Source organism: Actinoplanes xinjiangensis (genome assembly GCF_003148685.1).
Taxonomy (GTDB): domain Bacteria; phylum Actinomycetota; class Actinomycetes; order Mycobacteriales; family Micromonosporaceae; genus Actinoplanes; species Actinoplanes xinjiangensis.
In genome coordinates, this window is sequence record NZ_QGGR01000028.1 from 32,350 (window position 1) to 51,349 (window position 19,000).

Annotated in this window: 24 protein-coding genes and 1 pseudogene; 17 read left to right on the top strand and 8 right to left on the bottom strand. The window is 70.2% G+C overall.

Features of this window, described 5'->3' with window-relative positions; all coding sequences use genetic code 11:
* Positions 1-29: 29 nt before the first annotated feature.
* Positions 30-2,585 (bottom strand): sensor histidine kinase, encoded by a 2,556-nt coding sequence (locus BC793_RS39255; RefSeq protein WP_109601688.1) that lies wholly within the window; start codon positions 2,583-2,585, stop codon positions 30-32.
* 233 nt (positions 2,586-2,818) lie between these two features.
* On the opposite strand from BC793_RS39255, the gene BC793_RS39260 reads away from it, so the two are divergent.
* The 3 genes from BC793_RS39260 to BC793_RS39270 all read left to right on the top strand — a co-directional run bounded on the left by BC793_RS39260 (position 2,819) and on the right by BC793_RS39270 (position 4,566).
* On the top strand, positions 2,819-3,604 hold the full coding sequence (locus BC793_RS39260) for a maleylpyruvate isomerase family mycothiol-dependent enzyme (RefSeq protein WP_109601689.1): 786 nt from the start codon (positions 2,819-2,821) through the stop codon (positions 3,602-3,604).
* Positions 3,605-3,746: 142 nt separating this feature from the next.
* Positions 3,747-4,187, top strand: coding sequence for a hypothetical protein (locus BC793_RS39265; RefSeq protein WP_109601690.1), 441 nt, complete (start codon positions 3,747-3,749; stop codon positions 4,185-4,187).
* A 91-nt stretch (positions 4,188-4,278) separates the two neighbouring features.
* On the top strand, positions 4,279-4,566 hold the full coding sequence (locus tag BC793_RS39270) for a YciI family protein (RefSeq protein WP_109601691.1): 288 nt from the start codon (positions 4,279-4,281) through the stop codon (positions 4,564-4,566).
* Between the two features lie 8 nt (positions 4,567-4,574).
* Here BC793_RS39270 and BC793_RS39275 read toward each other — a convergent pair whose 3' ends face one another.
* Together BC793_RS39275 and BC793_RS39280 are read right to left on the bottom strand one after the other, a co-directional pair.
* A complete protein-coding gene (locus BC793_RS39275) occupies positions 4,575-5,270 on the bottom strand; it encodes a DUF4253 domain-containing protein (protein ID WP_109601692.1) in 696 nt (231 codons plus the stop codon).
* Between the two features lie 84 nt (positions 5,271-5,354).
* Positions 5,355-6,308, bottom strand: coding sequence for a cyclase family protein (locus BC793_RS39280; RefSeq protein ID WP_239170553.1), 954 nt, complete (start codon positions 6,306-6,308; stop codon positions 5,355-5,357).
* A gap of 189 nt (positions 6,309-6,497) precedes the next feature.
* Here BC793_RS39280 and BC793_RS39285 point away from each other — a divergent pair, with 189 nt between their 5' ends.
* The 3 genes from BC793_RS39285 (at position 6,498) to BC793_RS39295 (ending at position 8,101) form a co-directional block, all read left to right on the top strand.
* On the top strand, positions 6,498-6,923 hold the full coding sequence (locus tag BC793_RS39285; RefSeq protein ID WP_109601761.1) for an Hsp20/alpha crystallin family protein: 426 nt from the start codon (positions 6,498-6,500) through the stop codon (positions 6,921-6,923).
* Between the two features lie 155 nt (positions 6,924-7,078).
* Positions 7,079-7,534 (top strand): Hsp20/alpha crystallin family protein, encoded by a 456-nt coding sequence (locus tag BC793_RS39290; protein ID WP_109601762.1) that lies wholly within the window; start codon positions 7,079-7,081, stop codon positions 7,532-7,534.
* Positions 7,535-7,588: 54 nt separating this feature from the next.
* The gene (locus BC793_RS39295; RefSeq protein WP_109601694.1) at positions 7,589-8,101 is read left to right on the top strand and encodes a MarR family winged helix-turn-helix transcriptional regulator; all 513 of its coding nucleotides are present in this window, start codon (positions 7,589-7,591) and stop codon (positions 8,099-8,101) included.
* Between the two features lie 54 nt (positions 8,102-8,155).
* Here BC793_RS39295 and BC793_RS39300 read toward each other — a convergent pair whose 3' ends face one another.
* Both BC793_RS39300 and BC793_RS39305 read right to left on the bottom strand, forming a co-directional pair.
* A complete protein-coding gene (locus BC793_RS39300; RefSeq protein WP_109601695.1) occupies positions 8,156-8,818 on the bottom strand; it encodes a hypothetical protein in 663 nt (220 codons plus the stop codon).
* Positions 8,819-8,829: 11 nt separating this feature from the next.
* Positions 8,830-9,249 carry a hypothetical protein gene (locus tag BC793_RS39305; RefSeq protein ID WP_146246662.1) on the bottom strand — a complete coding sequence of 140 codons (420 nt, stop codon included), beginning with the start codon at positions 9,247-9,249 and terminating at the stop codon, positions 8,830-8,832.
* Between the two features lie 125 nt (positions 9,250-9,374).
* Between BC793_RS39305 and BC793_RS39310 the strand changes: the two genes are divergently transcribed.
* The 4 genes from BC793_RS39310 (at position 9,375) to BC793_RS39325 (ending at position 12,543) form a co-directional block, all read left to right on the top strand.
* Positions 9,375-10,478 (top strand): DNA alkylation repair protein, encoded by a 1,104-nt coding sequence (locus tag BC793_RS39310; protein ID WP_109601697.1) that lies wholly within the window; start codon positions 9,375-9,377, stop codon positions 10,476-10,478.
* A 243-nt stretch (positions 10,479-10,721) separates the two neighbouring features.
* Complete coding sequence (locus tag BC793_RS39315; RefSeq protein WP_158319508.1) at positions 10,722-11,813, top strand: glycosyltransferase family 2 protein; 1,092 nt, start codon at positions 10,722-10,724, stop codon at positions 11,811-11,813.
* Between the two features lie 34 nt (positions 11,814-11,847).
* Positions 11,848-12,084 carry a hypothetical protein gene (locus BC793_RS39320; protein ID WP_146246663.1) on the top strand — a complete coding sequence of 79 codons (237 nt, stop codon included), beginning with the start codon at positions 11,848-11,850 and terminating at the stop codon, positions 12,082-12,084.
* 24 nt (positions 12,085-12,108) lie between these two features.
* Entirely contained in the window at positions 12,109-12,543 is a 435-nt protein-coding gene (locus BC793_RS39325; protein WP_109601700.1) for a class I SAM-dependent methyltransferase, read from the top strand.
* A 24-nt stretch (positions 12,544-12,567) separates the two neighbouring features.
* On the opposite strand, the gene BC793_RS39330 is transcribed toward BC793_RS39325, so the two are convergent.
* On the bottom strand, positions 12,568-13,521 hold the full coding sequence (locus BC793_RS39330; RefSeq protein WP_239170552.1) for a GNAT family N-acetyltransferase: 954 nt from the start codon (positions 13,519-13,521) through the stop codon (positions 12,568-12,570).
* 151 nt (positions 13,522-13,672) lie between these two features.
* Between BC793_RS39330 and BC793_RS39335 the strand changes: the two genes are divergently transcribed.
* Together BC793_RS39335 and BC793_RS39340 are read left to right on the top strand one after the other, a co-directional pair.
* Positions 13,673-13,915, top strand: coding sequence for a hypothetical protein (locus BC793_RS39335; RefSeq protein ID WP_109601701.1), 243 nt, complete (start codon positions 13,673-13,675; stop codon positions 13,913-13,915).
* 42 nt (positions 13,916-13,957) lie between these two features.
* Positions 13,958-14,446, top strand: a complete 489-nt coding sequence (locus tag BC793_RS39340; protein WP_109601702.1) for a PH domain-containing protein — start codon at positions 13,958-13,960, stop codon at positions 14,444-14,446.
* Here the strand turns inward: BC793_RS39340 and BC793_RS39345 are convergent.
* Positions 14,357-14,881 (bottom strand): MarR family winged helix-turn-helix transcriptional regulator, encoded by a 525-nt coding sequence (locus BC793_RS39345; protein ID WP_203896541.1) that lies wholly within the window; start codon positions 14,879-14,881, stop codon positions 14,357-14,359. The genes BC793_RS39340 and BC793_RS39345 overlap by 90 nt on opposite strands.
* Positions 14,882-14,965: 84 nt before the next feature.
* On the opposite strand from BC793_RS39345, the gene BC793_RS39350 reads away from it, so the two are divergent.
* The 4 genes and pseudogenes from BC793_RS39350 to BC793_RS39365 all read left to right on the top strand — a co-directional run.
* Positions 14,966-15,685 (top strand): dioxygenase family protein, encoded by a 720-nt coding sequence (locus BC793_RS39350; RefSeq protein ID WP_109601703.1) that lies wholly within the window; start codon positions 14,966-14,968, stop codon positions 15,683-15,685.
* A 13-nt stretch (positions 15,686-15,698) separates the two neighbouring features.
* On the top strand, positions 15,699-16,577 hold the full coding sequence (locus tag BC793_RS39355; RefSeq protein ID WP_109601704.1) for an SDR family NAD(P)-dependent oxidoreductase: 879 nt from the start codon (positions 15,699-15,701) through the stop codon (positions 16,575-16,577).
* Between the two features lie 88 nt (positions 16,578-16,665).
* Positions 16,666-17,034 (top strand): hypothetical protein, encoded by a 369-nt coding sequence (locus BC793_RS39360; RefSeq protein ID WP_109601705.1) that lies wholly within the window; start codon positions 16,666-16,668, stop codon positions 17,032-17,034.
* A gap of 25 nt (positions 17,035-17,059) precedes the next feature.
* Positions 17,060-17,197, top strand: a pseudogene (locus tag BC793_RS39365) (ASCH domain-containing protein); the annotation flags it as partial.
* A 346-nt stretch (positions 17,198-17,543) separates the two neighbouring features.
* Here the strand turns inward: BC793_RS39365 and BC793_RS39370 are convergent.
* Entirely contained in the window at positions 17,544-18,239 is a 696-nt protein-coding gene (locus BC793_RS39370) for a hypothetical protein (RefSeq protein ID WP_146246664.1), read from the bottom strand.
* A 272-nt stretch (positions 18,240-18,511) separates the two neighbouring features.
* On the opposite strand from BC793_RS39370, the gene BC793_RS39375 reads away from it, so the two are divergent.
* The gene (locus BC793_RS39375; RefSeq protein WP_109601765.1) at positions 18,512-18,955 is read left to right on the top strand and encodes an ASCH domain-containing protein; all 444 of its coding nucleotides are present in this window, start codon (positions 18,512-18,514) and stop codon (positions 18,953-18,955) included.
* The last annotated feature ends 45 nt before the right edge of the window (positions 18,956-19,000 follow it).

A 19,000-nucleotide genomic window follows, 5' to 3' on the forward strand; every position in this document is an offset into this window, starting at 1 on the left:
AGCAACCGTCCTCCTTCGTCAAGGCCTGTTCACCCTTGTGACGGAGCGGCATGGCGGTGCGGTGTCGGGCTGTGCCGCGGCAACCGCAGCACCACGCTCGTGCCGGGCTGGTGGTGACCGGTGTCGAAGCTGATGTCGCCGTGATGCAGCCTGGTGATGGTGTGTACCAGGGCGAGACCGAGGCCGGCGCCCGGGAAGCCCTGGTGGGCGACGTTGCTGGCGCGATAGAACCGGTCGAAGAGCCGGTGGCGCTCAACCTCGGGGATGCCGATGCCGGGATCGGTGATCCGTAGTTCGGCCACGTCGGGGTGGGCGGTGAGGCGGATCCGGACGTCGCCGCCGTGCGGGCTGTAGGTGATGGCGTTGGACAGCAGGTTGTCGACGACCTGCCGGAGCCGGGCCGCATCGCCGTGCAGGGGCAGCCGTCTGGGGACTCTGGTGTGCAGCCGCACGCCGGACGCCGCGGCGGTGGGCTCGGCGTCGGCCACCGCGTCGGTGACGGTGGCGGCCAGGTCGTGCTCGGTGACGGTGAGCGGCAGGTGTCCCGCTTCCAGACCGGACAGGTCCAGCAGGTCGGAGACGACGGTGCGCAGGCTGCCGGCGTTGCGGGCGATGACCTCCAGCATGTGCCGGGCCTCGTCGTCGCCGAGGGTGGAGTCGCCGGCGAGTACGGTGGCGTAGCCGACGATCGAGGTCAACGGGGTGCGCAGCTCATGACCGACCAGGGTCAGGAAGTCGTTACGGGTGCGTAGCAGCTGCTCGGCGAGGTCGGCGGCGCGGCGCTCGGCCACGAAGATGCCGAACTGGGCGGCCACCCCGCTGAGCAGCACGGTGAGCAGATCCTGCTCCTGCTCCCGGCTGCCGCTGTAGCAGGCCAGCACGCCCATCACGGTGTCGCCGTCGCGGATCGGCACCGCCAGGACGGTGTGCAGGCCCATCCGGGTGCAGGCCTGCGCCTCGGCGAGGTAGTGCCGGACGGCCGGGTCGACGAGGTCCGTGACCTCGGGCACCCACAGCGCCTGTCCGGTGGCCCACACGGTGCCGATCACACCGGCGCCCCGGATGATCGGGTCCGAGTGCAGGTCGCCGCACTGTCCGGCGGTGACGCTCCAGTGTCCGCTCTGCTGGAGGGTGTCGGTGAGCGGGTCGATCAGCCAGAGTTCGGCGTGCGGCCAGCCCAGCGCCTCGCACACCGCGCGCAGCACGGCGGCGGCGGCGTCACCCACGGTGGCCGCGGCGGCGAGGGTTCGGGTGACCTGCTGCTCACAGGCCCGGAAGGCTTCGGCGCGGCGGACCGCGGTCACGTCGTGCAGCGCCGCCACCGCCCCCAGCCGTGTCCCGTCGCCGGTGGTGATGGGCTGGGCGTGGGCCAGGAGGATGCGGTCCGGGACGCCGGCCATGCGAACCAGCACGTCGGCGCCGCGCACGTACTCGCCCCGCAGAGCCCGGGCCAGCGGCGTCTGTTCCAGCGGCACCGGCGTGCCGTCGAGATCGCAGATGCTCTCGGCGACCGCCCGGGTCACCTCCGCGGCACTCGCGTCGTGTCCGACACCGTGCACCCGGCGCAGCTCCCGGTTGACCACCAGCGGCTCGCCGTCCGGGTCCAGCGCGACGACGCCCACGTCGAGGTTGTCCAACAAGGCGGTCAGGAACCGGCGTTGCCGTTCGGCGTCGTTCTCGGCCGCTTCCTGTTGTGACAGATCGGTGATGAACGCGCAGGCCAGCGCTCCGGCCGTGCCCCGGATCACCGACAACACCATCTGTACGGGCAGTCGGCGGCCGTCACGGTGGCGCAGGGTCATCCGGCGCGGCAACCCACGGCGGGCACCGGCGGCGAACAGCCGGCTCAGCGCCTCGCCGATCGGCTCACCGCCGTAGTCGGGCAGCACCGTGTCGTCCAGATGCCGTCCGCGGGCCTGCTCGGCGGGCCAGCCCAGCAGTTCCTGCGCCGCCCGGTTGAACTCGACCACCACACCGTGGGGGTCCACCGCTACGAACGCCTCCTTCATCGTGTCCACCATCGCGGCGGTGTCCAGCTCCGCCACTGCCGGGTGGGAGCCCTCGGCCGGCGTTCGACGAGGGTGGGCGCCGGCCAGGCCGACGGCGGCGAATCCGGCGAACGTCTGGGCGAGGGTGATCGCGTCGTCGTCGAAGGCGTGCACCCGGGTGGCGTAGATGTTCAGCCCACCGGCGATCTGCTCCCCGATCGGCATTCCCACCGACAGCGAGCTGCGTACGCCGTGGTGCTCAGCCGTGGCCACCCAGTCGGGCCAACGATCCTCACTGCCGGTATCGGGTACCGCCAGGATCGCGGTGCGGCCCGCAGCGTCCAGGCACGGGCCCCGGCCGTGGTCGTACTGGCTCTCGTCGAGGGTGCGGGCGAGCTCGCCGGTGCACGCGGCCGTCCGGGCGCGTTCTCTGTCCAGCAGGGTGACGCTGACCTCCGTCGCACCCCTGAGAGCGCGCTTGGTCAGCTGCGCGATCTCCGCCAGCATCGTGTCGGCATCGAGGTCTGCCAGCCGGATGCGGCCCAGCTCGGCGAACGTCTCCGTCAGCGTCATCGCCATCGGTTCGGTGTGCGTCATGAGAAACGCTCCTCGAAGGGCGCACCACCGGCCGGTGTGCGCCGGTGATGCGCGGATCGCTGTAGGACTCCTGACCAGGAGTTCGAGATCTACGCCGCTTCTTGACGCGGTCCCGGCGGTCCCTCCCCGCGGGCACCGCCCCACAGATCGCCTGGCTACCCCTCAGCCCTGGTGGTAAACGGCGTGCGGGGCGCTTCGCGGGGACGGCGCGGTCGTCGATCTAGGCTGGGGCCATGACGACCCTTGCCGGCCGCACCATCGCGGCCCTGCGCAGCGAACACGACGGCCTTGCCGGCCTCGTTCCGTCACTCTCCGACGATCAGCTGACCGGCTCGTCCGGCTCCGCCGACTGGACCGTCGCCGACGTGCTGTCGCACCTCGGCAGCGGTGCCGAGATCACCCTGGCCGGTTTCCGGGCGGCGATCGGCGAGGCCGAGGCGCCCGGCCCGGACTTCAACCAGAGCGTGTGGGACCGCTGGAACGCCCTCAGCCCACCGGAGCAGGCCACCGGTTCGATCGCGTCGGATCAGGCCCTGGTCACCGGCCTCGAATCCGTGCCCGAGGACCGTCACGAGGACCTCCGCGTCAGGACCTTCCTGCCCGAGCCGGTGCCCTTCGCCTCGTTCGCCGCGCTGCGGCTCAGCGAGGTGGCCCAGCACACCTGGGACGTGCGGGTGGGTCTCGACCCGGCGGCGACCCTGGCCGAGGGCTCGACCGAGGTCCTCGCCGAGCATCTCACCGGGGGACTGGGCTTTCTGCTCGGCTTCGTCGGACGGGCCAAGGAGGCACCCGAACACGCCGTCGTGGAGATCAGCGGTACGCCGTACCGCATCGTGATCGACGAGTCGGTCCGGTTCACCACCGACACCCTGCCCGCCACCGCGACCTTCACCGGTTCGCTGGAGTCCGCGCTGCGACTGCTCTACGGCCGCCTCACCCCGGCCCACACCCCCGCCGGCACCGAGGTGACCGGCAACATCACCCTCGACGACCTGCGCAGCGTCTTCCCCGGGTTCTGACCGCGGTGTCTGGCCGGGACCGATAGGCCACGGGGCGCTCACACGAGCTGGGCGCCCCACCCCGCCACCGCTTACTCCTGGATACGTGCCAGCTACTCTTGGTCATCGGGGTGGCGGGGGTGACCGGAGGACCGTCGGTCGCATGAACAGAACCGCAAGTATCGGAACCGTCCTCGCGGTGGCCGGCGCGGCCGTGCTCGCACCCGTCACCGCTGCCGCCGCCCATCCCTCCACCCACGGCGCCTGTGCGCCGGCCCGCCCCGGGAACAGCTTCTACGCCGGCGGCCGGATCGCCTCCACACCGGTGACGGTGCCGAAGTCCGGATGCTCCACCATCGCGGTCTCCCACATCAGGGACACCCGCAACCCGGACGACAACTGCCAGACCTTCCTGCTGGCCTTCCTCCCACCCCAGGGCGGCGACCCGACCTACACCGAGCCGGTGCAGGCCTGCTCCACCACGCCGCGCCAGCGCACGGTGCTGGCCACCGATGTGCCCGACGGCACCGTCTTCCGCGTGCTGTACCAGGTCGACTACATCGAGCCGGACACCCAGACGGTCCGCTACACGGTCTGGCGTTGATCGCACCGACGGGGCGCCTCATGCGGCGTCCCGGCCCACCGACGCCGTTGCCACCGTCCGCGCGGGCCGGCGGCTGCCCTACGATCACGGCATGTTCGTGATCACGCTGACGTACCGGGTGGACCTCGAGGAGATCGATGCCGCCCTGGCGGACCACATCGCCTGGCTGGATCAGCAGTACACCGACGGCGTGTTTATCGCCTCCGGTCGCCGGGTCCCCCGCGTCGGCGGTGTGATCCTGGCCCGGGACGTGTCCACGGAAGAGCTGGAGCAGCGTCTCGCCGCCGATCCGTTCCGGAGCCGGGGCCTGGCCGACTATGCGGTGACCGAGTTCGTCGTCTCCCGCGCCGCGGACGGCTTCGAGTCGCTCCTGTCCTGATCAGCCGATCACGGCCGGTCGTACAGGGTCCAGTGCCTCAGCTCCATCAGCGCGCGTGCGTAGGCGCGTATCGATGTACCCGCGGTCAGCCCCGCAACGGCCACGTGCTCGGCCGCGAGCCGCTCGGCGTCGGCCAGCTCGGTCGGCGGCCGTGACACCGTGAACCCGCAGGCCAGACCGATGACCGTGGGAACCGCGCCGTACCGCTCACCCCACCCGCGGGCCGCGGCGGTCATCAGCTCCGACCTCGTCCCCAGCAGGGAGGCGTAGGCGTCCAGGTAGGCGAATGCCGCCCACGGCTCGGGCCGGGGCACGATGACCAGCACCTCGGGATCGCCGAACTCCGCCACGTCGTACCCGGTGAGGTCGTATCCCTCGTCGCCGGTGCCGAGGATCTCCGGGTCCCGGTCCCGCGCGCCGGGCATCTGCGACCCCGGGCGCTGCGTCAGATACGTCGTGACGTCCAGGGCCGTCGCCCGGGTGATCAGCTCACCGGGCGCGATCGGGTGGCGGAAGTCGGCGTCGGTGATCAGAAATGACGGCAGGGCGAGAACCGGATAATGGTCCGTCAGACCGGCACGCGCCGAGCGCCACATCTGCTGGGCTTCACCGGCGACGTCCACCACGATGACCGTCTCGTCGTGGACGGCATACTCCTTGGCACGGTGTGACTCGAGGCCGGCGGCTCGCAGCACATGTTGCATCCGTGGATGCTACGGTCCGCCCGCCGCGCCTCCCTCCCCGGGCCACGTCTCGGCGACCGCGCAGACGCGACGTGCGTGCGGCGTTCAGAACGTGGCGATCGGGTTGACCGGGCTGCCGGACGTGCCGGCGAACCGGACCGGCGCGACCGCGAGCTGGAAGTCCCACCGGCCGAGTTCGGCGGCTGTCGACGCGCACGCCTCCAGGTCGCAGTTGTCGAGCAGCCACAGACCCATCGCGACGAGACCGACGGCGTGCACGGGCATCAGAACGTCGTCGTACCCCGAGGGTTGAACGTCCTGCGGGGTGTCGGCGCCGATCAGCGCGACCTCGCGTTCATGCAGCCACGGCAGGCAGGAGGCATGCCAGCCGGCCTGGCGGAACCCGCCGTCCGCGCCGCCCTCGCGCCGGGCGCGGCCATGACCGGTCCGCAGGAGCACCGCATCACCGGGCCGCACGCGCACTCCCTGGCGACGCTCGGCCTCCTCGAGATCCTCCGGGAACACGCCCTCGCCGGGCTCCAGCCAGGGCACGTCGCGAGCTGCCGCGACGTCCAGCAGGACACCACGCGTGACGATCCCGTCCGCCGCCGCCGTGACGGCCGCCCAGGCCGAGCCCCGCGCGGCGTCGACAAGCGTGTGCGGCCGCCCGTTGTACATCGTGCCGTCCCAGTAGAGGTGGCACGGTGAGTCGATGTGGGTGACGGTGTTGCCGTGGAACATCATGCCGAGCCGCTCGTGGGAGAACCCCCAGCGACGGTCGGCGTGGAAGGCGGCCGGCATGGTCTCGGCCCCCGGCATGTCGGCGGCACACGGGCACGTCGTCGTTGACCGCTCCATGTCCCGCGGTACGGCCACCTCCCACGCACAGGACACGCTCCGGCCGTGGCGTACGGTCCGCGCGGCCGCCAGCCGTACCTCGTCGGTGATGTGGTTGAGGGTTCCGCGCTGGTCGTCGTCGCCCCACCGTCCCCAGTTCGACAGCGCGCCGAAGTATCCGAGGACGTCGTCCGGTGTGGGCATCGACCGCTCTGCCGTCATCGTTCCCTCCGGGGTCACGCGGTTCCGAGGCACCGTAGGTTATCGCCCGGCCGGGTCGCCGGCCGGGCACTTGACGACGGCGGGGAAGCGTAGTAATGGTAGAAGTAAGTTGAGTCCAGGGCACTCAACCTCCGGGGGAACCCGGGACGCACCACACTCCGGTGAGGGAGCACCAAGGAGGAGATGACCATGCTTCTGCGTACCGACCCGTTCCGCGACCTCGACCGCGTGTTCGAGCAGATCGTCGGCACCACCAGCCGGCCCGCGGTGATGCACGTCGACGCCGAACGCGACGGCGACACCTTCTACGTGTACTTCGATCTGCCCGGCGTCGACCCCGACTCGATCGACCTGACCGTCGAGCGCAACGTGCTCCAGGTCAGGGCCGAACGGCGGCGCCGCGGCAAGGACGACATCGAGACCGTGATCAGCGAGCGGCCGATGGGCGTGTTCAGCCGGCAGTTGTTCCTCGGCGACACCCTCGACACCGAGAACCTCAAGGCCGCGTACGACAACGGTGTGCTGACCCTGGAGATCCCGGTGTCCGACCGGGCCAAGCCCCGCAGGATCGCCATCGGCACCGGTGACACCGGCCGCAGGCAGATCAAGGGCTGACCGCACCCCACGCCGGCCTGCTGTTGCGGCCGGCGTACCCGTGACCTTCTCCTGGTCACCTCCGAAGCGGCCCGGCACCCCGACCGGATGCCGGGCCGCGACCAGCCGCACCGGGCACCCTCCCGGGTGCTTCGGACACCCCTGTGGAGAAGACGATGACACTTCCCGTTCTTCGATCGCAGAACCCGCCGGCCACTGCCACCGGCGTCGAACCGCTACGCGAGCTCGCGTCACTGCACCGGCTCGTCACCACCATGCTCGGCGCCTTCCCGTTCCCGGCGGCGCGCGCGTGGACACCACCGGCGGACATCACCGAGACCGACGACGCCTACCTGGTCGAGATCGACGTACCCGGCGTCGACCGCAAGCATCTGACCGTCGAGATCACCGGCACCGTGCTGCGGGTGCACGGCGAGATCGTCGAGAAGGAGAAGATCGGCTGGCTGCGGCACCGCACCCGCCGCGTCGGCCGGTTCGCCCACCACACCCGGCTGCCCGGCGACATCGACAGCGGGCACATCAGCGCCGACCTCGCCGGCGGGGTACTCACCGTCCACGTCCCCAAGACCGAGGCCGCCCGGCGGCGCCGGATCCCCGTGAACGCCGCCTGACCACCGCAGCGGAGCGAGATCCGGGTGGGCTGCCCGGCCGGTGCCGCCGATAGGATGGCCGACATCATTCGACGCCGATGGATTCGAGGTCCCGTGAGCTCCGATGTCGTGCCCGCGACCGCCGATCCGTTCGCTGCCGACGGTGCCCTTGCCGCGCAGCCCATCGGATATTGGAGCGGCGCCGTACACAAGGCCGTCGTCAACCGGCTCCGCGACGCCATGGCCGGTATCGACGTCACCCAGCCGCAATGGTGGACCCTCACCCGGGTGGACGCCGGTGACGGACTGACCCGGGAGGCCGTCGCGGCGCAGCTGGCAGACGTCGCAGAGAGTCCGTTCGAGGTGCCTCGTGCCGTCGATCAGCTTCTGCACCGCGGCTGGCTCGAGCTGGACGAGGCCCGACGGCTGCATTTGACCGAGGCCGGGCGGGCGGCTCAAGGCCGCATCAGGGCACTCGTGACGGACCTGCGTGCGCGGATCCACGAGGGAATCCCGGACGAGGAGTACGTCGCAGCGCTCAAGGTCATGCAACGGATGATCGCGAACAGCCGACCTGCCGCAGGCTGAACGGCCCCACGACCACGTCCCGGTCGCTGCCGCTCGCGACGGCCCGGCGGCAGGTCAATGATCGCCGTGCACCCGGTCCCGGATCAACCGGGCACTGAAGACCAGGATCCACAACAGCCAGAGCAGCCATCCGGCGAGGCCGGCCAGCGCCAGCGGATTGACATCACCTATGCCGTACGGGCTGGTGGTCGCGGTGGCGAACAGCAGGGCGGCGGCGAGGAAGCCGATGGCCGCATGCCACCGGGCGACGGCGGCCGCACGGACGCCGGCCATCGAGAACCCGATGAGGGCGGTGGCCAGGAACACCTGGTTGAAGCCGAACAGCGCGTTGTGCAGGGCCCAGATCCCGGCGACACCGTCCGGGCCGGCGGACATCAGCGCCAGCCGGGTGGCCTCGACGCTGGTGAAGACCACGGACTGCATGAGTACGCCGGCGAGACCGACGATCCACCAGGGGTCGATCCGGCCCTCCCGCGGACGGCCGAGGTGGACGGCCACGCCGGTCGCGAAGACCGTGGCCAGCAACCAGGCGGTCGGCAGGAGCGCCGAGGCCAGCCGCAGCCGCCCGGATTCGGCGGTGAAGACGGCGGCGACCTCCTCAACGGACACCGCCTGCGACGGCGTGGGGAATCCGGCGGCGGTCAGGATCAGGTTCGCCAGGATCAGAATGACGACGAACCCGATGCCGGCCAGCCCGGCCAGACGGGGAAACGACATCGACGGACTCCTTAGGAGGCGACGGTCACGGTCCATCCGAGGCTGTTGCAGCCCGGACAGTACAGGAACGGCCTCGTTTCGTTGTCGCCCTGCCACGGCACGATCGCCCCCTGGGACAACTTCACCTTGCCTCCGCCACGGCACAGCTCGCAGGTCGTCGCGAACTGCGGCCTCGATGGCCGCAGGTCGGTGAGTTCCGGATAATTCTCGGCAGCCCGGGCGAGCGCGAAGTCGCGTTCGCCCGGGTCGGCCGGCCGCAACGGGCCGTCCTCCAGGTCGTCGATGAGGAGGTCACCGGCCGGGCTCAGGTAAGAGACCTGTCCGAAGTTGTTGAAAAGCGGTAAGTACCCTTCCCGGGCGCAGCCGCTGCGCCAGTCGGCCGCCTGTGACGCTTCCACGATCAGCCGATCGATCAATTCAGGGTTCGTCATGGGCGCAGCGTATTGAGCAGAGGCCAGCGCACGGCACCGTCAGTACGGGCGCCGGCCTGCCGGTGAAGGGATGTGCGACCTTCTAGGGTGAGGGGCCCCGATCGCCCACGCCAGGAAGAGAACGCATGCCATCCGCCGACGAACTCATCGGCCTGCCGGCCGTCGACGACCTGATCAGCGCTATCCGGACCGCCGCCCCCGGCGCCGACCTGGCCTCCCTGCGGGCGGCCCGCTCCCGGATCGCGCCGCTGGCGTTGCGGGAACGCGCCGACCTGCTGCGCGATGCGCTGCTCACCGACCTGCCCGGGGACTACGCCGCACTGGACCGGACGGTACGCCACGCCCGCGACCATGCCCCGCAGTTCACCGGCTGGCTGATCTGGCCGGTCACCGGCGCCGTCGCCACCCGCGCGGTGCAGGACGGCGGCACGGCCGCGTTCGACGGTGCGATGGCGTTGCTCGCCGATCTGACCGGGCGTCTCACCGCGGAATTCGCGATCCGGACACTGCTGCGGCACGACCTCGACCGGGCCCTCGGCATCATCACCGGCTGGACCGCGTCGGCCGACACCGACGTACGCCGGCTCGCCTCCGAAGGCACCCGCCCCTATCTGCCGTGGTCGACGAGAGTGCCGGGCATCCTGGCCCGTCCCGGCGTGACCGTGCCGATCCTGGACGCCCTCTACCGCGACGAGAGCGAATACGTACGCCGTTCGGTCGCCAACCACCTCAACGATCTCAGCCGCGACCATCCCGGACTCGTCGTCGACACCGCCCGCCGCTGGCTCGCCGACCCCGGCCCGGACACCGGACGGCTCGTCCGCCACGGACTGCGCACGCTCATCAAACGCGGCGACCCCGCGGCGCTGGGACTCCTCGGCTTCACTCCCGCCACCGTGGAGGTCGACGGGCCCCATCTGGACCGGACCACCGTCCCGGCCGGCGGCAGCGTCCGGTTCACCGCCGCGATCCGCAACACCGGCTCCGACCAGGCCAGACTCACGATCGACTACATCGTTCACCACCGCAAGGCCAACGGCGGCCAGACCGGCAAGACCTTCAAGCTCACCACCCGCGTCCTCGCCCCGGGAGAACAGATCACGGTGGTACGGGAGCATTCGTTCCGCCCGATCACGACACGCCGCTACCACCCGGGCATGCACGCGATCTCACTACAGATCAACGGAACCGAGTCGGCCCGCGCCGACTTCGAACTCGACGGCGCCTGACGGTCCGGTCACCCGTTCGCCTTCATTCCCACTGCCTCGATCATCGATGAGAACGCCACCGATTGGACGACCCCCAATGCGCGACTGTCAGTAGCGCGCATTTCCCCTACGTTCATTGAGGTACGCAACGACATCGATTGAGCGATCAAGGATGAATGTATGGCCTCGGGCACCCGGACCGCTCCACGGCATCGCGCAACAGGCGCCCCCATCCAGCGGGTTCCCGGCGAGTACACCAGGCGGGTGGGAGTAGACCAGACCAGGTTGCAGATCGCGGCCATCGTGCCCGCCTACAACGAGGGCGACGCCATCGCGGCCACCATCGCCTCGCTGCGGCAGCAGACCCGGCAGCCCGACCTGATCGTGGTCGTACCGAACAACTGCACCGACGACACCGCCGACGCCGCACGACTGGCCGGTGCCCAGGTCATGGAGTACCCCGGACGGAACCCGGACAAGAAGGCCGGTGCGATCAACTACGCGCTCGATCGCCTCGAACCGCACCTCGGCGATCCGTGGAACTGGGCGATGCTCGTCATGGACGCCGACACCACCCTGTCGCCGGGCTTCCTGGAGGTCGCCGAGAAGCACCTCATCGCCGGCGTCGGCGGGGTCGGCGGCACCTTCGCCGGGCGCCAGTGCCGGAGCGTGCTCGGCTACCTGCAACGCATGGAATACCACCGCTACGGCAAGGTCGCCGAACGTCTGAACAGCCGGGCCTTCGTACTGACCGGCACCGGCACCCTGTTCTCGTACGGTGCCCTGCTCGACGTGCGCGCCCAGCGGCGGTCCGGCCGGCTGCTGCCGGACGGCTGGTCGTTCTACGACACGCACAGCCTCACCGAGGACAACGAGCTGACGTTCGCCCTCCAGACGTGCGGCTACCAGGTGCTGTCCCCGCAGGGCATGTGGGCGACCACCGACGTGATGGAGACCGTCCCGAAGCTGGTCGGTCAGCGGGAACGCTGGTACCTCGGCGCGATGCGCAACATCGCCCAGTACGGGCGCCGCATGCCGTTCCACATGCGATGGGTGTACTGGCGCCAGCAGGCCGGGCTGCTCGTCTCCGCGCTCATCGCCGCGATCTACCTGCTGGCCCTGACGGTGTCGCTGGTGTGGATGGGTGGTGTCGACTTCGCCTGGTACTGGACGGTGCCGTCGCTGGTGCTGCTGGCCGAGCGGGTGTGGTCGGTGTGGGCGATGGGCTGGCGCGCCCGCCTCTATGCCGCCCTGTTCGTTCCGGAGCAGCTGTACACGCTGCTGCTGACGTTCATCTACAGCAAAGCCCTGGCCTCGTTCGTACGCGGCAAGAAGGGCTCCTGGTCGGCGACCTGAGCCGGCCGGTTCTCATTGAAGGAGTGAAGAGTTCGTGTATCAGTCTATGCTGCCCGTCACCGGTGCCGGTCTCGCGATCGGCGGCATCGTGGTGACCCTGATGAACATGGTGTGGCTCGGTATCGCCGTGGTGGTGATCGGCGGCATGCTGATCACCCTGTCCAAGTTCGGGCCGCGGGTGGCGATCGAGCCGATGGCCGTGGGTGTTCACAGCAGCAGGTTCCGGCTCACGGTGAACGGCCGCCCCGTTTCGTGGCCCCGGTCCCGGTAGCCGTCGCTCGTTATCGTTTCGCCCGTGCCGGTTTCAGTGTCGCCTCGCCTCCTCGCCGTCGTGAATGCTCTTCCGCTGAAGCCGTACTCCCGGGTCCTGGAGATCGGATGCGGGCCCGGAGCGGCCGCGCGGGAGGTGGCGGCCCGCCTCGACACCGGTCACATCCTGGCCGTCGACCGTTCGGCGACGGCCATCGCCCAGGCCACGGCCGGGGCGGCGCAGGCCATCGCGGCGGGGCGCATGAGCGTACGCCAGGTGGCGGCGGAGGACTTCGTCCTGGAGGCCGGGGAGCAGCCGTACGACCTTGTCTTCGCCATCCGTGTCGGCGGCCTGGACGGGCGGCATCCCGGCGTGGGCCGGCTGATACTGCGCCGCCTCGCCGCCGCCACCACGGCGGATGCCCGCCTGTTCATCGACGGTGGGAGCCCGCTGCGAGAGCTGCCGATCCCCCGCCCATGAACCATCAGCAGGTCGCGGGGGTGCCTATGCCGCCGACAGCATCAGGCGGATCCCGGTATTGCGGTATCCCGATTCGCGGAAGGCCGCGGCCATCGGGAAGTTCGCCGTGTCCGTGGTCGCGGTGATCCGTTCGGCGCCCCGGCTCGCGTGGCTACGGGTGATCGCGGCGAGGATGATCCGCGCGTACCCTCGCCCTCGCATTTCGGGTACCACACCGAGGTACCCGACGTTCGGGTGGTACGACGTCGCGGAGGGAATCGCCAGACCGGCCAGCGCGCCGTCCGGCTGATACGCCACCCGCCACCAGTCGCGCTCGCCTGGTGCGCTGAGATAGAAGTCCATCTCATGCCGGGCCACCTCGTCCGCACTCGTCCGTGCGCGCATCTTGCGGGTCTCGTCATCGAGACTGCCGTCACCGATGCGGCGGAAGACCTCGAGCATCTTCTCGTCGTCCGGCTCCGCCACGAAGACGAGCCGATCGTCCGCCTCCGGCACACCGCAGGCCGGCGTCCACTCGAACTGCAGCCGCTCCACCGCATGCGTGAAGCCGACTGCCGCGGCGGCATCCCGGCGCCATGCCACCGCGTCACGGGTGGCCGGATCGGACCGCCAGTCGTTTCGCAGATTCATCCGGAATGCCTCCGGTGACAGGTCGCCGTGCTCCCGGAAGCGCCGATGCGCGGCGACGAGCAGGCGCGCGGCCAGGCCGGCCCGATCGGGGACGGCGGGATCCGTCCATAGGCAGTCGAGCAGCAGCGGCCGGGCCCCGTCCGGCCGGCCCCACCACACCGCTCGGGCCGCGATACGGCCCTCGTTCTCGGCGACCCAGGTCCATTCCGGGCGGAATGTCCGCCGGGCCATTTCCGCCCGGTACCGTTCCGCCGAGACGAAGCCGACCGGTTCCCGCGCGATGACCGCCTCGATCCGGTTGAGGGCGTCAACCCGGAGGTCCTCGGCGTGAAGGCTGCCGAGGTTCACGTCGCCTCGGTCGGCCGGATTGACAGATCAGACATGTCGGTGAGTATGCGCTGTTGATCCTGGGGCCGACTCGCCGGTCGTCACGGTGACGTGACTAGCGCCGGTCGCCTCATGGCTACGTCCCGGACGCCCGCCCGAGGAGATCGCCGCCGTGCTCGGTGCGGACCTGCCCGCGGCCGCCTGGTCCGGCGTGGGCGAAGAACCGGTGGTCGTGTCCCTGCTGGATCCCGGAAGCCCGGTCGTCGAGTTCGGTTCCATCGCGGAGCTGGTGACCGTCACCAACACCTGCTTCGCCCGGGCGGTGTACGCGTTGGACGACAGCGGCCTACTGGACCTGGTCGATGCCGCGGGTTACGACACCATCTACGAGGAGATCACCGGTCGGCCGGTGTGACGTCGGCAGATCCGGCTGGCAGGCCTTTGCGATCATGCGGTCATGTGCCCATGGGCTGAACCGTACGAGGTACACCGCGACCACACGACATTCACCTTGTTCCTGGCGTTCCTGGCTCTGATCATGGTCGGTGTCTTCGTCGCGGAGGCGCGGGAACCGCACCTCGGATGGCTCGTCCCCCCGGCCGGTCTCGTCGTCGCCGGCGTGTATGCCTGGCGGATATCGACCGTCGGCGTGGCCGTCAACGACCATGGTGTCCGGCTCAGGATGGTGCTGTGGACCCGCGTCATTCCCTGGTCGCAGGTGGAGCGGGCCTGGGTCGGGCCGGCTCGCCGCCAGTCGGCCGAGGCGATGTGGATCACGGTCCGCAAGCCCGGTGAGCCGGAGCGGCGCGACGTCGAGACGCTTCTCTGGTTGCAGGGCGCCAAGGACTGGAGCATCTCACGCAACGCCGTGCCCCTCAGCCCGGCCGGGATGGCGCACGTCGTCGAGCTGATCAACCAGAGGACCCGCGACCTCACCCCCAGGTGACGTCGGGGTGCCGTCCCGGTCGGTCATCGCCCTGGTCAACAGGTGGTGCAGCTGGTCCTGTTCGGTGCTGGTCAGCCGGGCCAGCGGAGTACGGGTGGTCGCGGCGTGCACCAGTCGCTCCCGTGCCGTACGCCCGTCGGTGGTGAGGTGCAGCGCCTTGGCCCGCCGGTCGCCGGCGGCCGCCTCGCGGGTCGTGTAGCCGAGCTGTTCCAGCCGGTCCGCCAGGAACGTCACGGTCGACGGGTCGCACTGCAGCCGGGCCGCCATCTGCCGCATCGTGGGGGCCGGCAGGGCCGGGTCGAGTTGCCACAGGGCGTCGGCCAGGGCGTGGGTGAGCTTGAGCTCGCCGAGCACGTCCAGGATTGCGGTGTTGGTGGCGCCGTCCATGGCGTGCACCAGCCGCAGCAGTCGGTAGGTCGAGGCTTCGCTTCCCACCGCACCCAATTTACTTGGGCACTCCAAGCTTGACAACTCCAAGCATTCTCCTCCACGATCGACTAAGCTTGGACACTCCAAGCAATGGCGACGGGAGACCCACCGATGCGCGACACCCTGCGCCGCCGCATCCTGACGACGGTGCTGCGCCGCATCGACAACCGGGCCGACATCCAGCGGGCCGCCCGCCTCGACGCGGACCAGGCCACGGCGCACCAGGGCAACGGCCCGTACTACGTACCCGGATCGCCGCACCGCCGCGACATCCGCGAGGGACGCGACGGCGTACCACTGCTGCTGCGCCTCCGCACCGTGCGGACCGGCACCCTCGCACCGCTGACCGGCGCGACCGTGGAGATCTGGCACTGCGACGCGGACGGCATCTACTCCGGCTACCAGCGGTACGGCGCCGACCGCTTCCCCGCACTGGTCTCACTGACACTGCGCCGGTTCCGGCCCACCGACACCGCGACCTTCCTGCGCGGCCGGCAGACCACCGACGACGACGGGTACGCCGATTTCCAGACCATCGTGCCCGGCTGGTACACGCCGCGGACCCTGCACATCCACGTCCGCGTCAGCCGGGCCGGCACCGCCCTGCTCGGCACCGAACTGTATTTCCCCGACGACTTCGCCCAGCACATCGCATCGCTGCCGCCGTACGCCGCCCGCGGCCGCAGCCCGTACGTCAACGACCACGACGTGGAGATCCGGCTCGCCAAGGGATCCCCCGGCAGCTGGCCCACCCTCCATCCCGCCGGCGACGGCCACCGCGCCGACATCACCCTGCAGATCCGCCACTGACCAGGAGCGATCCATGAACGCACCCACCGCCGTCATCACCGGCGCGGCAGGCGGCCTCGGCCACGCCACCGCCCGGCGGCTTCTTGCCGCCGGCTTCGACGTCGTCGCCGTCACCCGCGACTCGCCCAGCGCCGCGGCGACCCGGCAGAGTCTCATCACCGAGGCCCCCGGCCGTACGGTCCAGGCCCTGCACGCCGACCTGGCCGACCACGACGCCGTACGGGCCCTGACGCACCGTCTGCATGAGGCCGTAGGCCGCGTCGATGTCCTGGTCAACAACGCCGGCGCCGCCTTCGCCGCCTACGCACCGACCGCCGACGGTGTGGAACGCACCCACGCCGTCAACCATCTGGCGCCGTTCCACCTCACGCATCTCCTGCTCGCCGGCGACCTGCTGGCACCGACCGCCCGCGTCATCACCATCTCCAGCGACCTGGTGAGCCGGGGACGACTGGACACCGACGACCCCGATGTCACCGGCGTCACCTGGCGTGACCGCTACTCCCAGATGAACGTCTACGGCAGCGCGAAGCTGGCGGCCCTGCTCGCGACCACGGCGCTCGCCGCCCGGCTCCCGGCCGGCATGCACGCCTACAGCGCCAATCCCGGTGTCATCCGGACCGGCTTCAACACCAAGGCCGGTGGCCTGCTTAAACTCGCCGCCTCGGTCAGCAACCTGTTCGCCGGAAGCCCCGAAAAGGCGGCCGGCACACCGGTCGGGCTCGCCACCGCCATCACCGCGCCGCAGCCCAACGGAGGCCTGTTCGCCAAGGGCACCGTCGCGTCACCGCCGGCCACGGCCCTCGACCCGGCGCTGACCGCCCGGGTCTACGAACGCACCGCCACGGCCCTCGGCCTCACCGCCCTGCCACCGGTACGCACCGCCGCCTGACCCGGACCGGGCAGTACCAGGTGGGAACGTTCCGTCGAAGGCGCGCTCCTTTAGGCTGGCGCCATGCCTGTGCGCGTCGAGGGCCACCGTGACGGGTGAGTCCGCCTGGCCACTGGACAAGCTGTCCGCGCTCCGGCTCGGTAGGCGCCTGGCGATCGAGGTACCGGCCACCAGACCGGAACGGCGCGCCTTCGTCGACATCACACCGGGCCGAGTCGCCGCTGACGCACAGGCGCTCCGCGAGGGATGGACCCACGGAAGCACCGGCCGGTCCTTCAAGGTCGAGCACTGGGAGTACGACGCCGACCTGATCGACGGATACGACTACGACATCGGCGCCGTGCTGCTGCGCAGCGCCGTCGCGGTCGACGAAGCCGAACTCCTGGCGGTGCTGGCGGAATGGCAGCTCGATCCGAACCAGTTCCACTACGCCTGGGACACCGCCGAACCTCGGTAGCGGCCGGACGGCTCGCGGTACGGGGATGAACATCGAGGACACACTGCGCCTGGAGTTCGCCTTTCCCGGCCCTTTGCGGGACCAGCTGGTCGCCGCGGCGCTGTCCTGGGCGAAGACGACGACGTTGCTGGTCGGCTACGAGATCAATGACGAGCCACTACCGTGACGGCGGCAACGAAACGATGACGTCCGTAACGAGACGCCCGGCCGGTTGGGCGGCGCGGAGAACTCCTTCGAGGCCCCGTGGACGGTGGACCGGCGGCACCCACCGCCCAGGTATCTTCGAGACGGAGCTTTCGAAACAGAGTTCACCCTGCCAGTACTGGTACATGAAGCCGCCCGCCGAGTAGGTCAACGCGGCAGCGGACCGCGGCCCCAGGCACTGGTAGATCAGAGGACCACCCGACCGACCACGTCATACGGCGCATAGGCGACGGATCATGGCTGGTGTCCTGATTCGGACGAGCCCGCCAGGCTTCGCCGGGTTATCCGGTTCTCCCGGGACCTTGTCAGCGGCCCTCGGGTGACTCGTCACCGATGGTCGCGCCGCCCTCGGGGGTGTCCGTGAGGTAGACGTGCTGGTGTCCGTTGCCGGCGTCGATGTTGAGCTGGTCGAGCTGGGTGGCCGTCACGGACCAGACGTTGACCGCGAGCAGTCGCTGGCGCGAGGCCACTGCCAGCAGAGGGGCCTGTCGGTCGGTCGGCAGCGCGTGGGCGGCCGCGGCGGTGTCGAGCGCGACCGCGAGCTGGTTGACCGCGTTGCGCAGACCGTTGCGCGCGACGTTGGAGGCGGTGCTGCCTGACGGGGTACCTTTGTGCCGCTCCACCTGCTGCGCCATGATCTGCTTCCATTGGGCCAACTGCTCGGCGGTGACCGGCCGGGTAGCCGCAGCGCCGGTGTCCGTAGCCGGCAACCCGGACTGCAGCCCGTCCACCACCGGTTTGATCTGCTGCGAGGTGCTGCGAGCCAGCGCGGTCAACTCGACGATCTGGGCGGCCTCCCGCTTGGCCTCGTCCGCGCGCAGCGAGGTGATCGCCGCATCGGTGGCGCTGGGACTGGCCACCTGCACCCCGATGAACAGGCCTACCGCGGCAGCCGTCAGCAGCGCGACGGCCGCGCGCAGCGCCTTACCGGGCATCTGGCTGGTTGTTGCCGCCCTGGGCCCCGCTTTGATCCACGATGGCTTGCCGGTCTTGCGCGACATCGCACACTCCTGTTCGCAGCGCACGGAACGTGCGTAACGCTACGACGCTAATCGAAGCAAATCAATAAGCCCTGCATGTGTGCTCCAAAAGTTCGGGCGATAGCAGCGAAAGCGACTGGCCGCCCATCTATGGATGGCTGCTTCCGCAGCCGGAAGTCAACGGCTCGTCGCCCGATCGCCGCCACTGCGGGCACATCGGTCGACCGCCGGGATTACCGCGGACAGCCATGCCTGTCGGCTTGGCGGCCAGGCCCGAGAGTACGGTTTCGAGGATGACCATCGAGGACCTGCCGCGCATGGAGTTCGCCTTCCCCGGCCCGTTACGTGACCGGCTGGTCGCCGCGGTGCTGTCCGGGGCCAAGACGACGACTACGGCGTTGCTGGTGGGATACGAGGTCGATGGGGCGCCGCTACCCGAGACAGGACAGCGGCGCGTAGTGGTCGACTCGGCCGACCAGCCCGTCGCGACGATCGAGGTGACTGACGTACGCGTGATTCGCCTTGCCGATGTGGATCTGCGGCACGCCGTCGACGAGGGCGAGGGCGACGAATCCGTGGCGCAGTGGCGGGCCGGGCACGAGAAGTTCTGGCACAGCGAGGAGGTCCGAGCCGAACTGGGCGATCCCGATTTCACCGTCGACGACGACACCCAGGTGCTGACGCAGCGCTTCCGGCTCGTAGAAGCACCTGCTGAGGCTTCCGCAGAGGACGTCTGATCGAGGGTTTTCGGCTTCACCCTTGGGATGCCCCCGGAATTCGGG